The organism is Streptomyces sp. NPDC001544 (assembly GCF_042894285.1).
GTDB lineage: Bacteria > Actinomycetota > Actinomycetes > Streptomycetales > Streptomycetaceae > Streptomyces.
Genome location: NZ_JBIAVN010000002.1, coordinates 757,739 through 775,725 on the forward strand (window position 1 = coordinate 757,739; position 17,987 = coordinate 775,725).

15 protein-coding genes are annotated in these 17,987 nt (G+C 71.3%); 11 read left to right on the forward strand and 4 right to left on the reverse strand.

The window, feature by feature from the left end:
• Positions 1 to 52: 52 nt before the first annotated feature.
• Together ctaD and ACFY0F_RS08870 are read left to right on the forward strand one after the other, a co-directional pair.
• Positions 53 to 1,714, forward strand: coding sequence for a cytochrome c oxidase subunit I (gene ctaD / locus ACFY0F_RS08865; RefSeq protein ID WP_388790948.1), 1,662 nt, complete (start codon positions 53 to 55; stop codon positions 1,712 to 1,714).
• Entirely contained in the window at positions 1,714 to 2,154 is a 441-nt protein-coding gene (locus ACFY0F_RS08870) for a cytochrome c oxidase subunit 4 (RefSeq protein ID WP_388790950.1), read from the forward strand. The genes ctaD and ACFY0F_RS08870 overlap by 1 nt, the downstream gene beginning before the upstream one ends.
• Here the strand turns inward: ACFY0F_RS08870 and ACFY0F_RS08875 are convergent.
• Positions 2,100 to 3,581: a cytochrome bc complex cytochrome b subunit gene (locus ACFY0F_RS08875; protein ID WP_388790952.1), complete on the reverse strand. Its 1,482-nt coding sequence runs from the start codon at positions 3,579 to 3,581 to the stop codon at positions 2,100 to 2,102. The two genes, ACFY0F_RS08870 and ACFY0F_RS08875, sit on opposite strands and share 55 nt — an antisense overlap.
• Before the next feature lie 57 nt (positions 3,582 to 3,638).
• Entirely contained in the window at positions 3,639 to 4,004 is a 366-nt protein-coding gene (locus ACFY0F_RS08880; protein WP_388790954.1) for a DUF6479 family protein, read from the reverse strand.
• An 85-nt stretch (positions 4,005 to 4,089) separates the two neighbouring features.
• On the opposite strand from ACFY0F_RS08880, the gene ACFY0F_RS08885 reads away from it, so the two are divergent.
• The 8 genes from ACFY0F_RS08885 to ACFY0F_RS08920 all read left to right on the forward strand — a co-directional run bounded on the left by ACFY0F_RS08885 (position 4,090) and on the right by ACFY0F_RS08920 (position 13,897).
• Positions 4,090 to 4,467, forward strand: a complete 378-nt coding sequence (locus tag ACFY0F_RS08885) for a four-helix bundle copper-binding protein (protein WP_388790956.1) — start codon at positions 4,090 to 4,092, stop codon at positions 4,465 to 4,467.
• Between the two features lie 107 nt (positions 4,468 to 4,574).
• Positions 4,575 to 5,753 (forward strand): acyl-CoA dehydrogenase family protein, encoded by a 1,179-nt coding sequence (locus ACFY0F_RS08890; RefSeq protein ID WP_388790958.1) that lies wholly within the window; start codon positions 4,575 to 4,577, stop codon positions 5,751 to 5,753.
• Positions 5,754 to 5,943: 190 nt separating this feature from the next.
• Positions 5,944 to 6,879 carry a DUF5996 family protein gene (locus ACFY0F_RS08895; protein ID WP_388790960.1) on the forward strand — a complete coding sequence of 312 codons (936 nt, stop codon included), beginning with the start codon at positions 5,944 to 5,946 and terminating at the stop codon, positions 6,877 to 6,879.
• A 255-nt stretch (positions 6,880 to 7,134) separates the two neighbouring features.
• Complete coding sequence (locus ACFY0F_RS08900) at positions 7,135 to 7,932, forward strand: oxygenase MpaB family protein (RefSeq protein WP_388791339.1); 798 nt, start codon at positions 7,135 to 7,137, stop codon at positions 7,930 to 7,932.
• Between the two features lie 91 nt (positions 7,933 to 8,023).
• Positions 8,024 to 9,586, forward strand: coding sequence for a phytoene desaturase family protein (locus ACFY0F_RS08905; protein ID WP_388790962.1), 1,563 nt, complete (start codon positions 8,024 to 8,026; stop codon positions 9,584 to 9,586).
• 85 nt (positions 9,587 to 9,671) lie between these two features.
• A complete protein-coding gene (locus ACFY0F_RS08910; RefSeq protein WP_388790964.1) occupies positions 9,672 to 10,784 on the forward strand; it encodes an NAD(P)H-dependent flavin oxidoreductase in 1,113 nt (370 codons plus the stop codon).
• Entirely contained in the window at positions 10,781 to 12,331 is a 1,551-nt protein-coding gene (locus ACFY0F_RS08915; RefSeq protein ID WP_388790966.1) for an acyl-CoA synthetase, read from the forward strand. Before ACFY0F_RS08910 ends, ACFY0F_RS08915 begins: the two co-directional genes overlap by 4 nt.
• Positions 12,332 to 12,400: 69 nt before the next feature.
• Entirely contained in the window at positions 12,401 to 13,897 is a 1,497-nt protein-coding gene (locus ACFY0F_RS08920) for an acyl-CoA synthetase (RefSeq protein ID WP_388790968.1), read from the forward strand.
• A gap of 75 nt (positions 13,898 to 13,972) precedes the next feature.
• Here the strand turns inward: ACFY0F_RS08920 and paaK are convergent, their stop codons facing one another.
• Positions 13,973 to 15,268 (reverse strand): phenylacetate--CoA ligase PaaK, encoded by a 1,296-nt coding sequence (paaK, locus tag ACFY0F_RS08925; RefSeq protein WP_388790970.1) that lies wholly within the window; start codon positions 15,266 to 15,268, stop codon positions 13,973 to 13,975.
• Positions 15,269 to 15,423: 155 nt separating this feature from the next.
• Here paaK and ACFY0F_RS08930 point away from each other — a divergent pair, with 155 nt between their 5' ends.
• Entirely contained in the window at positions 15,424 to 16,266 is an 843-nt protein-coding gene (locus tag ACFY0F_RS08930; RefSeq protein WP_388790972.1) for an alpha/beta fold hydrolase, read from the forward strand.
• Positions 16,267 to 16,277: 11 nt separating this feature from the next.
• Here ACFY0F_RS08930 and ACFY0F_RS08935 read toward each other — a convergent pair whose 3' ends face one another.
• The gene (locus ACFY0F_RS08935; protein ID WP_388790974.1) at positions 16,278 to 17,888 is read right to left on the reverse strand and encodes an acyl-CoA synthetase; all 1,611 of its coding nucleotides are present in this window, start codon (positions 17,886 to 17,888) and stop codon (positions 16,278 to 16,280) included.
• Positions 17,889 to 17,987 lie beyond the last annotated feature (99 nt).

Here is a 17,987-nt window from a genome sequence, read left to right on the forward strand (position 1 = left end):
CCCCGCCTGACCGGACCACATGGGTGTGCCACACCCGGGTACCCGGCGGCGCATGGTGGTGCACAACACATCGGCCCGGACGCATCCAGTGCCGCCGCGGCCGACGCGGCGCTCGCCGCTGGGCCGCGCGCTGCTGCGCTGGGCGACCACGACCGATCACAAGGTCATCGGCAACCTGTACCTGGCGACCGCCTTCTCCTTCTTCCTCTTCGCCGGTGTCCTGGCTCTGCTGATGCGGGCCGAACTCGCGCGGCCGGGACTGCAGTTGGTGAGCCAGGATCAGTACGACCAACTCTTCACGATCCACGGCACGGTCATGATGCTGCTGTTCGCGACCCCGATGTTCGCCGGGTTCGCCAACGCGATCATGCCGCTGCAGATCGGCGCCCCGGACGTGGCCTTCCCGCGGCTGAACGCCCTGTCGTACTGGCTGTACCTCTTCGGCGGTCTGATGGTGGTCTCCGGCTTCCTGGTGCCCGGGGGAGCGGCCGCCTTCGGCTGGTTCGCCTACGCCCCGCTCAACAGCGCCGTCCACAGCCCCGGCGCGGGCGGGGACCTGTGGACCATGGGCCTGGTCGTGACCGGCGTCTCCACCACGCTCGGCGCGGTCAACTTCATCACCACGATCCTGTGCCTGCGCGCGCCCGGCATGACCATGTTCCGGATGCCGATCTTCACCTGGAACGTGCTGTTCACCTCGATCCTCGTCCTGCCCGCGTTCCCGGTGCTGACCGCCGCCCTGCTCGCCCTGGAGGCGGACCGGAAGTTCGGCGCGCACATCTACGAGGCGGCGAGCGGGGGTTCGCTGCTGTGGCAGCACCTGTTCTGGTTCTTCGGGCACCCCGAGGTCTACATCGTGGCGCTGCCGTTCTTCGGCATCGTCACCGAGATCATCCCGGTGTTCAGCCGCAAGCCGGTCTTCGGCTACGTCAGCCTGGTCGGCGCCACCATAGCGATCACCATGCTCTCGTCGGTCGTGTGGGCCCACCACATGTTCGCCACCGGAGCCGTGCTGCTGCCGTTCTTCTCACTGATGTCGTTCCTCATCGCGGTGCCGACGGGGGTGAAGTTCTTCAACTGGATCGGCACCATGTGGCACGGGTCGCTCTCCTTCGAGACACCGATGCTCTGGTCCTGCGGCTTCCTGGTGACCTTCCTGCTCGGCGGCATGAGCGGTGTCCTGATCGCCTCGCCGCCGCTGGACTTCCACCTCACCGACTCGTACTTCATCGTGGCGCACCTGCACTACGTGCTGTTCGGCACGGTCGTCTTCGCGATGTTCGCGGGCTTCTACTTCTGGTGGCCGAAACTCACCGGACGAATGCTCGACGAACGCCTCGGCAAGATCCACTTCTGGACGCTGTTCGTCGGCTTCCAGGCCACCTTCCTGGTCCAGCACTGGCTCGGCGAGGCCGGGATGCCCCGCCGTTACGCCGACTACCTCCCCACCGACGGGTTCACGCTGCTCAACACCATCAGCTCCGCCGGAGCCTTCCTGCTGGGACTGTCCACACTGCCGTTCCTCTACAACGTCTGGCGCACCGCCCACCACGGCCGCCGCGCGGACGGCGACGACCCGTGGGGATACGGCCGCTCCCTGGAGTGGGCCACCTCCTGCCCGCCCCCGCGCCACAACTTCACGGCCCTGCCCCGCATCCGGTCCGAGTCCCCCGCGTTCGACCTGCACCACCCCGAGATACCGAAGGAGGCGTGATGCGGACCGAGGCCCGTCTGTTCGCCGGCGTGGCGGTGTTCTTCGCCGTCACCGCCGCCGGTTACGGCTGGCGCTCCGCCGAGCCCGCCGGCACGGCCGCCCTCGCCGTGGCCTGCCTGATGGCCGCGCTCGTCGCCTTCTTCCTGTACGTCCAGCACCGCCGGCGCGGCGCCCGCGCGCAGGACCGCCCGGACGCGGAGGTCGTAGAGACCGCCGGGCCGATCGCCTTCTTCCCGCCGCACAGCCCGTGGCCGATCACCATCGCGTTCGGGGCCGTCCTGCTGGCCCTCGGCGTCGTCTTCGGCCTGTGGCTGGCCCTGATCGGCCTGGGCGTACTCGCGGCGGGCGTCTTCGGAATGGTCCTGCAGTACGCCGACCGGGAGGCTCAGTCCTCCGCGCCGTCCCGCCGGGTCCCGGAGTCCCGCTCGGGCACCCCGTAGGCCTCCAGCACGTACCGCTGCTCCTGGTCGATCGGCACGCTGGTCTCCACGTACCCGCCGGTGATGGTCTGCCGGATCTCGCCGGTCTCCACGCCCTCGGTGAGCCGTTCCATGTCGGCCTCGCGCAGCGCATGGCACACCGCGCGGGTCACGAAGAAGGCGAGCGGCGGGAGGACCAGCAGGGCGATCCGGAAGGTCCAGGTGAGCGCGTTCAGAGAGATCTTGAAGGTGTGCGCAAGCACATCGTTGCCGCCGGCCGCGAGCAGGACGCCGTAGAGGCAGATCGCCGCCACGCCGAGGCCGGTGCGTACCGGCACGTCCCGCGGGCGGTCGCACAGATGGTGTTCCCGGTGGTCCCCGGTGACCCGGGCCTCCAGGAAGGGATACGCGTACAGCACGGCGAACAGGGCCAGCGGCAGCACCACGGCGGGCAGCAGCACGTTCCACATCACCGTGTGCCCGGCGACCGCCGTCTCCCACGGCGGCACCAGCCGCAGCGAGCCCTCCAGGAAACCGACGTACCAGTCGGGCTGCGACCCCGTGGAGACGACGTCCGGCCGGTAGGGGCCGTACACCCACACCGGATTGATCTGCGCGAGTCCCGCGAGCAGCGTCAGCACGCCGCTCACCATGAAGAACAGGCCGCCCGAAGTCGCCGAGAACTGCGGGACCATGGGCTTGCCCACGACATTGCGCTCGGTGCGGCCCCGGCCCGCCCACTGCGTGTGCTTGAGGTGGACCACCAGGATCAGGTGGAGACCGACCAGCGCGAGCAGCATCCCGGGCAGCAGCAGGATGTGCAGCGCGTACAGCCGGGGGATCAGGTCGTGCCCGGGGAACTCGGCGCCGAACGCGAACATGCTGAGGTACGTCCCCACCACCGGGATCGACAGCATCACGCCCTGGGCGATCCTGAGCCCCGTCCCGGACAGCAGGTCGTCCGGCAGCGAGTAACCGGCGAAGCCCTCGGCGAGCGCCAGCAGGAACAGCGTCACGCCGATCATCCAGTTGAGCTCACGGGGACGGCGGAAGGCCCCGGTGAAGAAGATCCGCAGCAGATGCGTGCCGATCGCGGCGACGAAGACCAGCGCCGCCCAGTGGTGCCGCTGCCGGATCAGCAGCCCGCCGCGCACGTCGAAGCTGATGTGCAGCGTCGACCGGTACGCCTCCGACATCCGCACCCCCTCCAGCGGGCGGTACGAGCCGTTGTAGACGACCTCCGTCATCGACGGGTGGAAGAACAGGGTGAGCCAGACACCGGTCAGCAGCAGGACGACGAAACTGTAGAGGGCGAGCTCGCCCAGGAAGAACGACCAGTGGTGAGGGAAGGCCTTGCGCAGCAGACCGCCCCCCTCGTACAGGGGGAGGCGGGCGTCCAGCTCGTCGGCGACGCGCCTCGCCCGCGGCCTCGATCTCCTCAGCAGCACGGCGCCCGGGTGCCCGCCGCCCTGCAGCGGAAACCAGCCGTCAGGCTCCCCGGACCGTCAGTGGGCGCCGAGACCGCCGCCGCCGAACGAACCGCTCGATCCCCTGCTCCAGCGGGGCCGGTCCTTCGACTCGCTGGGCTTGGTGTCCTGGTTTCTCAGCTCGTAGGGCGTGATGGGGCGTTCGCCCTTGGTCACCACGGGCACCTCCTCCGACTGCCGGTTCTCCCGGACCTCGCGCACCGCGCCGCCCGGCGGCAGGTGCGGTTGCTCCTCCGGACGCGGACGGGGCGACTCGTTGTACCGGACGCGGGAGGTCAGCCAGAAACCCCCGGCCAGGATCGCGAGCACGGCGACGGCCACGAGGAAGAGGAACAGGCTCATCAGGCCACTCGCGGCGGCCAGCTGCATCGCTGCGGTACTCATACGGGCTGAATACCCCCACAGAACAGCGCGAACCGGACATTCGTGGTGATGGTTTGACCGTCCGTGTCGCGGCAACCCGCCGAGTGTGACACCGACGACGATTTCCCAACAGGAGCTCTACCGGTTCCTGGAGGACCGCTTCGCGTGTGCGCAGGCGTGTACGGAGTGCGCCCGGGCGTGCGCGCTGCGCGCGAGCCTCCTGGATCCCGGCGGAAGCGAGGAGCAGGAGCGGGCGCGGCGGCGGGGCATCATGTGCGCCGAGGTGTGCGACGCCACCTGCCGTGTGCTGTCCGAGCAGAACTGCCTGGACGAGGAGGGTATCCGCGCCCAGCTGGAGCTGTGCCGGACGGTCTGCCTCGAGTGCGCGCACGCCTTCGACGCGCAGCCCGGCGCCGAGGAGAGCGCGGCCGCGTGCCGGGCGTGTGCGCGGGCCTGCACGGAGTTCATCGCGACGCTGCGCTGAGGTGCGCGGCGACACCGGGCGGCGCTCGCTGTCGCTTCCCAATTACTGAAACACGTTCTACGGTGTGCGCCGACAGGACCGACCCGCCCCGGGAGCCTGGAGGCGCCGTGCACCTCGACCACACGCCCGAGCAGCAGCGGCTGCGCACCGAACTGCGCGCCTACTTCGCCGGCCTGGTGCCGGACAACGCGTACGCGCGGTACGCCGACCCGGTGGCCCAGAAGCGCTTCTACCGGGAGACCATCCGCCGGCTCGGCACCGACGGCTGGCTCGGCGTGGGCTGGCCGAAGGAGTACGGCGGGCGCGGCCTGACGCCGATGGAGCAGTTCATCTTCTTCGACGAGGCCGCGCAGGCCGGCGTCCCGCTGCCCCTGATGGCGCTGAACACGGTCGGCCCGACGATCATGCAGTTCGGCAGCGACGAACAGAAGGCCTACTTCCTGCCGCGCATCCTCTCCGGAGAGATCGACTTCGCCATCGGCTACAGCGAACCCGACGCGGGCACCGACCTGGCGTCCCTGAAGACGCGCGCCGTGCGGGACGGCGACGAGTACGTGGTCAACGGCCAGAAGATCTGGACGACCAACGGCGACACGGCCGACTGGGTTTGGCTGGCCACCCGCACCGACCCCGCCGCCCCGCCGCACAAGGGCATCACCATGCTCCTGGTGCCGACCTTCGACCCCGGCTACTCCTGCACCCTCATCAACACCCTCGCCTCGCACGACACCACCGCGAGCTACTACGAGAACATCCGCGTCCCCGTCTCCCGCCGGGTCGGCGCCGAGAACCAGGGCTGGCGGCTGATCACCAACCAGCTCAACCACGAACGCGTCACCCTCGCCGCCCACGGCACCATGGCGATCCGCGCCCTGCGCGACGTCCAGCGCTGGGCCATGGAGACCAAGCTCGCCGACGGCCGCCGCGTCGTCGACCTGCCCTGGGTGCGCCGGCTGCTCGCCCGGACGCACACCCGCCTCGACGCCATGAAGCTCCTGAACTGGCAGATGGTCACCGCCGTCCAGGACGGCACGCTCACCCCCCAGGACGCCTCGGCGGTCAAGGTCTACGGCTCCGAGGCCCGCCGCGACGCCTACGCCGCGCTCATGGAGATCCTCGCCGCCGCCGGCCCGCTGAAGGAGGGCTCCGCGGGCGCGGTCCTGCACGGTGAACTGGAGCGCGGCTACCGTTCCGCGGTGATCTTCACCTTCGGCGGCGGCAACAACGAGATCCAGCGCGAGATCATCTCCTGGATCGGGCTGGGGATGCCCCGGGTGCGGCGTTAGCGTGCCCGCGACCGTCCATGACGTGGCCCGCCGGCTTCCCGCCGCCGGCCGGACGACGGCGGGACCTGGGCGGCGGCCCGTGCGGCGGCTGGGCCGAACCGCTCCCTCGGCGGCGTGCGGGATGTCCCCCGCGGGGTCATGATGAGACGGCCCGGCCGCCGCGGGAGCGCCGGGCGGGAAGGGGCAGGTGATGGAGCTGTTCCCGCCGGTGCCGCTGCCGGAGTGGCGGGACACGAAGGAGACGCTGCACCGCTTCGCGCAGATTGTCGGCAAGATCCGCTTGGCCGCGAGCGTCCGTCGTAACCACTGGTGGAACGTCCCGTTCCATGTCACTGGGCGCGGCATCACCACCCGTCCGATGGGTCAGGTCGACGGCAATCCGATCTTCACGGTCGACTTCGACTTCGTCGACCACCGGCTCGCCGTCATGACGCTGGACGGCGAAGAGCGGTCCTTTCCGCTTCCGGGCCAGTCCGTCGCGTCCTTCCACGACCAGACCCTGGCCGCTCTGGCCGCGCTGGGCGTCCGGGTGGACGTCGCCATTCCCAGGCCTTTCGATCTACCCGACGCCGACCGGCCGTTCGCCGAGGACACCGAGCACGCGACCTACGACCCGGTGGCCGCAAACCGCTACTGGCGGGTGCTGAGCCAGGTGGCGGCCGTGTTGGAGGAGTTCGCGGCGGGCTTCTCGGGAAAGGCCAGCCCGGTGCACCACTTCTGGCACACCTTCGACATCGCCCACAGCCGGTTCTCCGGACGCCGGGTCGACCAGCCCAGGCAGGCCGACCCCGTCACCCGGGAGGCTTACTCCTCGGAAGTGATCAGCTTCGGCTTCTGGTTCGGCGACGACACCTTTGCCGAGCCCGCGTTCTACTCGTACACCGCCCCCGAGCCCACGGGCCTGGCCGAAGCGCCGCTCAGCCCGGCGTCCGCGCAGTGGGTCGCGCGCGGCGGCAGCCACCTGGCCGTACTGCGCTACGACGCGGCCCGCGCCGAGGCCGATCCACGTGCCGCCGTGCTCGCCTTCTACGAAAGCGCCTACCAGGCCGGGGCCGGGCGCGCCGGATGGGACATCGCGGCGCTCGCGTGCCCCGGCGGAATCACGGACCCGGTCCGTCGTATCTGACGAATTCGGTCAGCAGCGCAGCGCGGTGCAGTGGTCAGGCTTCGGTACCGGTGCGCGGCAGGACACCCTGGAGCAGGCCCGTGGACTGGCCGACCTCTGCGCGACCCGGATGGCTACCTCATCGAAGTCCGCGTATCCGTTGTGGCTGATGAGCGTGGCCTGGTGCCGACCAGCGAGCTCGGTCACACTGCCCGGGTGGAGATCACACGGGCAGACGATCCGGGGCTGTTCACGCCCTCCTCCGTGACCTGGCAGATGCACGGCGACCCCATGATGTGGGTCGCCGGGATCCGCGCGCTCTACCTGCAGGCCCTGCACCCGCGAGCGGTACGCGGTGTCATGCAGAACTCCGACTTCCGGCAGGACGCCTGGGGGCGGCTGATGCGCACCGCGAACTTCGTCGGGACGACGACGTACGGGACCACCGAGGCCGCCGAACGCGCCGGCGCCCGGGTGCGGAAGATCCACGCGATGCTCAAGGCGACCGATCCGGAGACGGGGGAGCGGTACGGCGTCGACGAACCCGAACTGCTGTTGTGGGTGCACTGCGCGGAGATCGACTCCTACCTGCACGTGCTGCGCCGCTCCGGCTTCCCCCTCACCGACGCCCACGCCGACCGCTACATAGCCGAGCACCGGGTCAGCGCCCGCCTCGTGGGCCTCGACCCCGCCGACGTACCCGGCGACAGCGCGGAGATGGCCGCCTACTTCCAGACGGTACGGCCGCACCTGGCCGCGGGCGCCGAGGCGCGCGAGGTGGACGACTTCCTGCTCCGCCCGCCGGCGCACCCCCTGCTGGTCCCGGTGCGCGAGGTGCTGTGGCGGCGGGTGGCGCACCTGGCGTACGCCTCGCTGCCGCCGTACGCCCACGAGCTGTACGGCAGAGCGGCCCCCGCACCCGCCACCGTCACCCGGCGGTTGCGCGCCACCGGCACCCTGCTGCGCGCGATCCCCGCGCGTCTGCGCTGGCAACTGCCGCCCAGACACATCCTGCGCGCCATGGCGAGGCTCGGGCCGGGGGCACGCCCGGCACCGTACAAAGCAGGGCGGTAGCCCACTGCGCCGACGGCGGGCGTCCGGCGGACCCTCGGTCGCCACCGGCACGCCTCTGGCCGCCGTAGATCATCACGTGTTACGAAGAACCATGCCCCCACGCGAGCTGTCCCGGACCTACGACGTCGTCATCGTCGGCGGCGGCCACAACGGCCTCGTCGCCGCCGCCTACCTGGCCCGGGCCGGCCGGTCCGTGCTGGTGCTCGAACGGCTGGACCACACCGGCGGCGCCGCCGTCTCCACCCGCCCCTTCGCCGGGATCGACGCCCGGCTGTCGCGGTACTCCTACCTGGTCAGCCTGCTGCCCAGGAAGATCGTCCGCGACCTCGGCCTCACCTTCCGCGTCCGGGGCCGCACCATCTCCTCGTACACCCCCGCGGAGCGGGCCGGACGGCCCACCGGGCTGCTGGTCGGCGGCGGCGAGCGGCGCACCCGGGAGGCCTTCGCCCGGCTGACCGGCGGCACCCGGGAGTACGAGGCGTGGCAGCGCTTCTACGGCATGACCGGTCAGATCGCCCAGCGGGTCTTCCCGACGCTCACCGAACCGCTGCCCACCCGCGACGAGCTGCGCCGCCGCATCGACGACGAGACCGCCTGGCGCGCTCTGTTCGAGGAGCCGATCGGCGTCACGATCGAGCAGGAGTTCGGCGACGACCTGGTGCGGGGCGTGGTCCTCACCGACGCGCTCATCGGCACCTTCGCCGACGCCCACGACACCTCCCTGGCGCAGAACCGCTGCTTCCTCTACCACGTCATCGGCGGCGGCACCGGCGCCTGGGACGTCCCCGTCGGCGGCATGGGCGCCCTGACCGACGCCCTGGCCACCGCCGCCCGCCAGGCCGGCGCGGTGCTCGCGACCGGGCACGAGGCGGTACGCGTCGACACCGACGGGCGCTCCGCCGAGGTCGGCTACCGCACGGCCGACGGCGAGGGCACCGTCGCCGCCCGGCACGTCCTGGTGGGCGCCTCCCCGCAGGAGCTCGCGGCACTGACCGGCGATCCGTCCCCGACACCCGCCGAAGGCGCCCAGCTCAAGGTGAACATGCTGCTCAAGCGGTTGCCGCGACTGCGGGACACCGACGTCGACCCGCGCGAGGCCTTCGCCGGCACCTTCCACATCGCCGAGGGCTACGAACAACTGGCCACCGCCCACGCCCAGGCCGCGTCCGGCGCACTCCCCACCGTGCCGCCCTCGGAGATCTACTGCCACTCCCTGACCGACCCCACCATCCTCGGCCCCGAACTCGTGGAGCGCGGCTACCAGACCCTCACCCTCTTCGGCCTGCACACCCCCGCCCGGCTCTTCGCCCGCGACAACGACGCCGTCCGCGAGGAGCTGCTGAAGTCGACCCTCGCCCAGCTCGACACCCACCTCGCCGAGCCGCTCACCGACTGCCTGGCCACCGACGCGGAAGGCCGCCCCTGCATCGAGGCCAGGACCCCGCTGGACCTGGAACGCGACCTGCGCCTGCCCGGCGGCAACATCTTCCACCGCGCCCTCGCCTGGCCGTACGCCCAGGAGGCAACCGGCCGCTGGGGCGTGGAGACCCGGCATGCCAACGTCCTGCTGTGCGGGGCGGGCGCGGTGCGCGGGGGAGGGGTGAGCGGCGTACCCGGGCACAACGCGGCCATGGCGGTGCTGGAGTCCGCCTGAGTGCGCCCGAGTCCGTCGAGGAAAATCTGACGGACTATCAGAAAGAGCCTTCCGTCCTCCGGGGGACTGCGGCATCCTGCGCCCCATGCAGACGGAGCTGAGCAAGAAACTGGGAGTCGAGCACGCCGTCTTCGGCTTCACGCCGTTCCCCGCCGTCGCCGCGGCCATCAGCCGGGCCGGCGGCTTCGGAGTGCTCGGCGCGGTCCGCTACACGGCCCCCGACGACCTCAAACGCGACCTGGACTGGATCGAGGAGCACATCGAGGGCAGACCCTATGGCCTCGATGTCGTCATGCCCGCCAAGAAGGTCGAGGGGGTGACCGAGGCCGACGTCGAGGCGATGATCCCCGAGGGGCACCGCCAGTTCGTCCAGGACACCCTCGCCAAGTACGGTGTGCCCGAACTCGCCGAGGGAGAGGCGTCCGGCTGGCGCATCACCGGCTGGATGGAGCAGGTCGCCCGCACCCAGCTCGACGTGGCCCTCGACTATCCGATCAAGCTGCTCGCCAACGCCCTCGGCTCCCCGCCCGCGGACGTCGTCGCCCGCGCCCACGACCGGGACGTCCTGGTGGCCGCGCTCGCCGGCAGCGCCCGGCACGCCCGCAAGCACCAGGAGGCGGGCATCGACATCGTCGTGGCCCAGGGCTACGAGGCGGGCGGTCACACCGGTGAGATCGCCTCCATGGTGCTGACCCCCGAAGTGGTCGAGGCCGTCGACCCGCTGCCCGTGCTGGCCGCGGGCGGCATCGGCAGCGGGCAACAGGTGGCGGCCGCGCTGGCGCTCGGCGCCCAAGGGGTGTGGCTGGGCTCGCTGTGGCTGACCACCACGGAGTCCGACCTCCACTCGCCCGCCCTGACCCGCAAACTGCTCGCCGCGGGCTCCGGCGACACCGTCCGCTCCCGCGCCCTGACCGGGAAGCCCGCACGCCAGCTCCGCACCGAGTGGACCGACGCCTGGGACGACCCGGCGGGCCCCGGCACCCTGCCCATGCCGCTGCAGGGCCTGCTGGTCGCCGAGGCGGTCTCCCGCATCCAGAAGTACGAGGTCGACCCGCTGCTCGGCACCCCCGTCGGCCAGATCGTCGGCCGGATGAACAGCGAACGCAGTGTGCGGGACGTCTTCGACGACCTCACCCGCGGCTTCGAGCAGGCCGTCGACCGTCTGAACCGCATCGCCGGAAGGAGCGGCCAGTCGTGAGCACACCCCCCACGGGCTTCTGGGCCCAGGCCACCGCCGACCCCGACCGCACCGTCCTCGTCGCCCCCGACGGCGAGGAGTGGACCGCCGGACGACTGCACGCCGCCGCCAACCGTCTCGTCCACGGCCTGCGCGCGGCCGGCCTGGAACGCGGCGACGCCTTCGCGGTCGTCCTGCCCAACGGTGTCGAGTTCCTCACCGCCTATCTGGCCGCCACCCAGGCCGGGTTCTACCTCGTCCCCGTCAACCACCACCTCGTCGGCCCCGAGATCGCCTGGATCGTCTCCGACTCCGGAGCCAAGGTCCTCATCGCCCACGAGCGGTTCGCGGCCCCCGCCCGCCACGCCGCCGACGAGGCGGGCCTGCCCGCCACCCACCGGTACGCGGTCGGCACGGTCGAGGGATTCCGCCCCTACGCCGAACTCCTGGCCGGCCAACCGGAGTCGGCGCCCGCCGAGCGCGAGCTCGGCTGGGTCATGAACTACACCTCGGGGACGACCGGACGGCCGCGCGGCATCCGCCGCCCACTGCCCGGCAAGCGGCCCGAGGAGTCCTATCTCGGCGGCTTCCTCGGCATCTTCGGCATCAAGCCGTTCGACGGCAACGTGCACCTGGTCTGCTCGCCGCTCTACCACACCGCCGTCCTGCAGTTCGCGGGTGCGTCCCTGCACATCGGCCACCGCCTGGTGCTGATGGACAAGTGGACGCCAGAGGAGATGCTCCGCCTCATCGACGAGTACGGGTGCACCCACACCCACATGGTCCCCACCCAGTTCCACCGGCTGCTCGCCCTCCCCGAGGAGGTGCGCGCCCGGTACGACGTCTCCAGCATGCGGCACGCCATCCACGGCGCCGCCCCCTGCCCCGACCACGTCAAACGGGCCATGATCGACTGGTGGGGGCACTGCGTGGAGGAGTACTACGCGGCCAGCGAGGGCGGCGGTGCCTTCGCCACCGCCGAGGACTGGCTGAAGAAGCCCGGCACCGTCGGCAAGGCCTGGCCGATCAGCGAACTGGCCGTCTTCGACGACGACGGCAACCGGCTCCCGCCCGGTGAACTCGGCACGGTGTACATGAAGATGAGCACCGGCGGCTTCGCCTACCACAAGGACGAGGCGAAGACGCGGAAGAACCGCATCGGTGACTTCTTCACCGTCGGTGACCTGGGCTGCCTCGACGAGGACGGTTACCTCTTCCTCCGCGACCGCAAGATCGACATGATCATCTCCGGCGGTGTGAACATCTACCCCGCCGAGATCGAGTCCGTGCTGCTCTCCCACCCCGCCGTCGCCGACGCCGCCGCCTTCGGCATCCCGCACGACGACTGGGGCGAGGAGGTCAAGGCGGTCGTGGAACCCGCCCCCGGCCACGAGCCCGGTCCCGCCCTCGCCGCCGCCCTGCTCGCCCACTGCGCCGGGCAACTGGCGGGCTACAAACGCCCCAAGAGCGTCGACTTCATCGTCGAGATGCCCCGCGACCCCAACGGCAAGCTGTACAAGCGGCGGCTGCGCGACCCGTACTGGGAGGGCCGCACCCGGCCGGTGTGACCCGCGTCGCGGGCCCGTGCCCCGCCCGTTCCTTGACCTGTCCCGCGAGCGGGCCGAAGATCAGGTGGCATGACGCAGGTTCAGGGAAGCACAGTCGACGGGGTGTTGCGGCGCAGCGCCCGCCGCACCCCGGCACGTGTCGCGGTGGAGTACGGCGAGCGCGCGTGGACGTACGAGGAACTCGACGACGCCGTCTCGCGCGCGGCGTCCGCACTCCTGGGCGAGGGCCTCGCCCTCGGTGACCGGGTCGGTGTCTACGCCCACAACTCCGACGCCTGCCTGATCGCCTTCCTGGCCTGCGCCCGCGCGGGCCTCGTCCACGTGCCGGTCAACCAGAACCTGACCGGCGACGACCTGGCGTACATCGTCCGGCAGTCGGGCAGCGGCCTGGTGCTCGCCGACCCCGACATCCTGGGCCGACTGCCGGACGGCGTACGGGTGTTGCCGCTGCGGGACACCGACGACTCGCTGCTCGCGCGGCTGGCGGACACGGCGCCGTACGACGGTCCGGAACCGCGCACCGAGGACCTCGTGCAACTGCTGTACACCTCGGGCACCACCGCCCTGCCCAAGGGCGCGATGATGACCCACCGGGCCCTGGTGCACGAGTACCTCAGCGCCATCGCCGCACTGGACCTGAGCGCCGGTGACCGGCCGGCGCACGCCCTGCCGCTGTACCACTCGGCCCAGCTGCACGTCTTCCTGATGCCCTACCTCGCCGTCGGCGCGACGAACATCATCCTCGAAGCACCCGACGGGGACCGCCTGTTCGACCTGATCGAGACGGGCCGCGTGGACAGCCTGTTCGCCCCGCCCACCGTGTGGATCGGGCTGACGAACCGGCCCGACTTCGCCACCCGCGACCTCGGCGGTCTGCGCAAGGCGTACTACGGGGCGTCGGTCATGCCCGTCCCCGTTCTGGAGCGGCTGCGCGAACGGCTGCCGGAACTGGCCCTGTACAACTGCTTCGGCCAGAGCGAGATCGGCCCCCTGGCCACCGTCCTCTCACCCGACGAGCACAAGGGCCGGCTGGACTCCTGCGGGCGGACCGTGCTGTTCGTGGACGCACGGGTGGTCGACGAGAACGGCGAGGACGTGCCCGACGGCACGGCCGGCGAAATCGTCTACCGTTCACCGCAGTTGTGCGAGGGCTACTGGGACAAGCCCGAGGAGACGGCCGCTGCCTTCCGCGACGGCTGGTTCCGCTCGGGTGACCTGGCGGTACGGGACGCGCAGGGCTACTTCAGAATCGTCGACCGGGTGAAGGACGCCATCAACTCCGGTGGGGTGCTGGTCGCCTCCCGGCAGGTGGAGGACGCGCTGTACACCCACGAGGCCGTCGCCGAGGCGGCCGTGATCGGCCTGCCCGACGAACGGTGGGTGGAGGCCGTCACGGCGGTCGTCGTCCGGCGCGGCGAGGTCACCGAGGAGGAACTGATCGCCCACGCACGGGAGAAACTCTCCTCCTTCAAGGCGCCCAAGCGGGTGCTGTTCGTGGACGAACTGCCGCGCAACGCCAGCGGCAAGATCCTCAAGCGGGAGCTGCGGGACCGGTTCAGCGGCTGAGCGTCAGCGTCCTTTCGGCCGGCACTGGCTCCGGGCGCCCCGCCCGGCGGTTGACGGTCGGCCGGTGCCGGAAAGCTACCTGGGGCGCAGGTCCACGATGCGGCGGATCTTGCCCACCGAGCGCTCCAGCGACTCCGGTTCGACGATCTCGACGGCGACGGACACACCGATGCCGTCCTTCACGGCAGCCGCGATGTCCCGGGCCGCCACGTCCCGTGCCTCCGGGCCGGCGCCGGGACGGGCCTCGGCACGCACGGTGAGCGAGTCCAGGCGGCCCTCGCGGGTGAGCCGCAGCTGGAAGTGCGGGGCGACGCCCGGGGTGCGCAGAACGATCTCCTCGATCTGCGTCGGGAACAGGTTCACCCCGCGCAGGATCACCATGTCGTCGCTGCGGCCGGTGACCTTGGCGATGCGCCGGAACACCCGGGCGGTGCCCGGCAACAACCGGGTCAGATCACGGGTGCGGTACCGGATCACCGGCATCGCCTCCTTGGTCAGCGAGGTGAACACCAGCTCGCCCTCCTCACCTTCCGGCAGCACCTCGCCCGTGACCGGGTCGACCACCTCCGGGAGGAAATGGTCCTCCCAGACGTGCAGGCCGTCCTTGGTCTCCACGCACTCCTGGGCCACCCCGGGCCCGATCACCTCGGACAGCCCGTATATGTCGACGGCGTCGATCGCGAACCGTTCCTCGATCTCCCGCCGCATCTCCTCGGTCCAGGGCTCGGCACCGAACACACCGACCCGCAGGGAGGTGGAACGGGGGTCCACGCCCTGCCGCTCGAACTCGTCGAGCAGCGTGAGCATGTAGGACGGCGTGACCATGATGACCCCGGGCCGGAGGTCCTGGATCAGCCGGACCTGCCGGGCCGTCATGCCGCCGGACGCCGGGACGACCGTACAGCCCAGCCGCTCGGCACCGTAGTGGGCGCCCAGTCCGCCGGTGAACAGCCCGTACCCGTAGGCCACATGGACCGTGTCACCGGGCCGCCCGCCCGCCGCCCGGAGGGAGCGGGCCACCATGTCGGCCCACATGGACAGGTCGTTGTCCGTGTAGCCGACCACCGTGGGGCGTCCGGTGGTGCCGCTGGAGGCGTGGATGCGGCGGATCCGCTCGCGGGGCACGGCGAACATCCCGTACGGGTAGTTCTCCCGCAGGTCGGCCTTGGTGGTGAAGGGGAAACGGGGCAGGTCGGCGAGCGAGCGGCAGTCCTCCGGACGGACCCCGGCCTTGTCGAAGGACTCCTGGTAGAAGGGCACGTGGGCGTAGGCATGCCGCAGGGACGCCTGGAGTCGCTCCAGCTGCAGTGCCCGCAGCGCGGACGCGTCGAGCCGTTCGCCCGCGTCGAGCAGGTCCCTCGCCTCCACCATGGATGCTCTCCCTCAGCCGTCCGTCCTCTCGACCGATCGTTCGGTCGAGTCCTCGGGGCCAGTCAACGCCGCCCGCCCCGCCCCCGGCAAGAGGCCGGGCCGCACTTCGGAGAACTACGTTGCGGCCGGCCGGCCCGCGGTTCATGATCGGCACCATGCCGACCTTCACCGCGCCCGACGGGACCGAGCTCGCCTATCACCTCCGCGGCGAGGGAGAGCCCCTCGTCGTCCTGCCGGGCGGGCCGATGCGAGCCTCCGCCTACCTCGGCGACCTGGGCGGACTGACCGCTCACCGCAGGCTCGTCCTCCTCGACCTGCGGGGCACCGGCGACTCCGCGCCGCCGGCGGATCCGGCGACGTACCGGTGCGACCGCATGGTCGGCGACGTGGAGGCGATGCGCGCCCATCTGGGGCTCGAGCGCATGGATCTGCTCGCGCACTCGGCGGCCGGCAGCCTGGCGACGCTGTACGCGGCGCGCCGGCCGGCACGGGTGCGGCGGCTCGCGCTGATCACCCCCAACCCGTCGGCCCTCGGCATGCGGGCCACCGTCGAGGAACGACTGGCGGTCGCCCGGTCCCGCGCGGCGGAGCCGTGGTTCGAGAAGGCGCTCCGGGCGCTGGAGTCCTTGCTGGCGGGGGACGGCGACTTCGACCTCGCGTGCGTTCCGTTCTTCTACGGCCGCTGGGACGAGGCGGCGCGGGTCCACGACGCGGCCACCGAGGAGCAGACCAACGAGGAAGCGGCCGACGTCTACTTCTCCGCCGGCGCCTTCGACCCCGACGCGACCCGCTCAGCACTCACCGACCTGGCCGCCCCGGTCCTCGTCCTCGCCGGAGAACTGGACGGCAACCCCCACCCCGAGCTCGCCCGCCGCACCGCCGACGCCTTCCCGCACGGCGTACTCGCGGTGCAGCCCGGCGCCGCGCACTACCCGTGGCTCGACGACCCGGAGTTGTTCGTCCGCCGGGTCGCCGACTTCCTCCGCACACCCGCGTAGGTCCGGGCGGGTCACCGGTCCGCCGACGCCGCCACCTCCCGCGCCCACCGGTAGTCGGCCTTGCCGCTCGGTGACCGCTGGATGGACTCCGTGATCACCAGCTGGCGGGGGACCTTGTACCCGGCCAACTGGGTACGGCAGTGGGCCTGGATGTCGGCCAGGGACGGCCGGGCGGAGCCCTCGCGCAGCTGCACCACCGCCGCGACGTGGTTGCCCCAGGTGGCGTCCGGCACGCCGGCCACCAGGGCGTCGTACACGTCCGGGTGCGACTTCAGCGCCTGCTCGACCTCCTCCGGGTAGACCTTCTCGCCCCCGGTGTTGATGCACTGGGAGCCGCGTCCGAGGACGGTGACGACGCCCTGCTCGTCCACGGTCGCCATGTCACCGAGCAGCACCCAGCGCCGGCCGTCCCTCTCGAAGAAGGTCTCGGCGGTTTTCCCCGGGTCGTTGTAGTAGCCGAGCGGCACATGACCGCACTGGGCGACCCGGCCGATCTCACCGGGCGCGACCGGCTCGTGGGTGGCCGGGTCCACCACGGTGGTACGGGAGTTGACACGGATGCGGAAACCGCGCTCGGGGCCGGAGTCCTCCGTCGCCGTTCCGTTGAACCCGGATTCGGAGGAGCCGAAGTTGTTCAGCAGCATGGCGTTCGGGACGAGCTCCCGGAACTGGCGGCGCACCGTCTCCGACATGACCGCGCCCGACGAGGAGACGCTGAACATGGAGGAGCAGTCCGTGCCCTTCATGGGCCCGCTCAACGCGTCGATCAACGGGCGCAGCATCGCGTCGCCGACCAGGGACATGCTGGTGACCCGCTCCTTCTCGATCGTGCGCAGGACTTCCTCCGGGACGAACTTGCGGTGGATGACGACCCGTTGACCGAAGTTGAAGCCGATGAACGCGGTGAGGGTGGAGGTGCCGTGCATCAGCGGGGGAGTGGGGAAGAAGGTGATCCCCGAGCCGCCTGCGGCGACCCGCTCGGCCAGCTCCTCCGGCTTGCCCACCGGTTCACCGGTCGGCGCCCCGCCGCCCAGCCCCGCGAAGAAGAGGTCCTCCTGACGCCACATCACCCCTTTGGGCATCCCGGTCGTGCCACCGGTGTAGATGATGAACTGGTCGTCGCCCGAACGCGCCGGGAAGCCCCGCTCGGGCGAGCCGCCGGTCTCGGCCTCGGGGAACGGGACGGCGCCGGGCACCTCGGCCGGCCCGCCCACCACCAGCAGATGCCGCAGCTTCGGCGCACGCGGCAGGGCCGCCGCGACCCGGCCGCCGAACTCCGCGTCGAAGGCCAGCGCGACCAGGTCGGCGTCCCGGTAGAGGTAGACCAGCTCCTCCTCGACGTACCGGTAATTGACGTTCACCGGCACGATCCGGGCCTTGAGGCAGCCCAGCACCGTCTGCAGGTACTCGACGCCGTTGTACAGGTGCAGGCCCAGATGCTCACCCGGGCGTATCCCGCGGTCCATCAGGTGGTGGGCGACGCGGTTGGCGGCGGCGTCCAGTTCCGCGTACGTCAGACGGCGCTCCGCGCCGGTGCCGGGGTGGTCGACGTACACGAGCGCCTCGCGGTCCGGGACCACGTCGACGACCGACTCGAACAGATCGGCAAGGTTGTACTCCACCGCTCCTCCTGACCCCGGGCAGTCGTACCTGGCATCTGCCGGCTCGCCGGTCATCAGAGCAAAGGGGGCGGCAACTGTGAAGAGATGCCGACCAGAAAT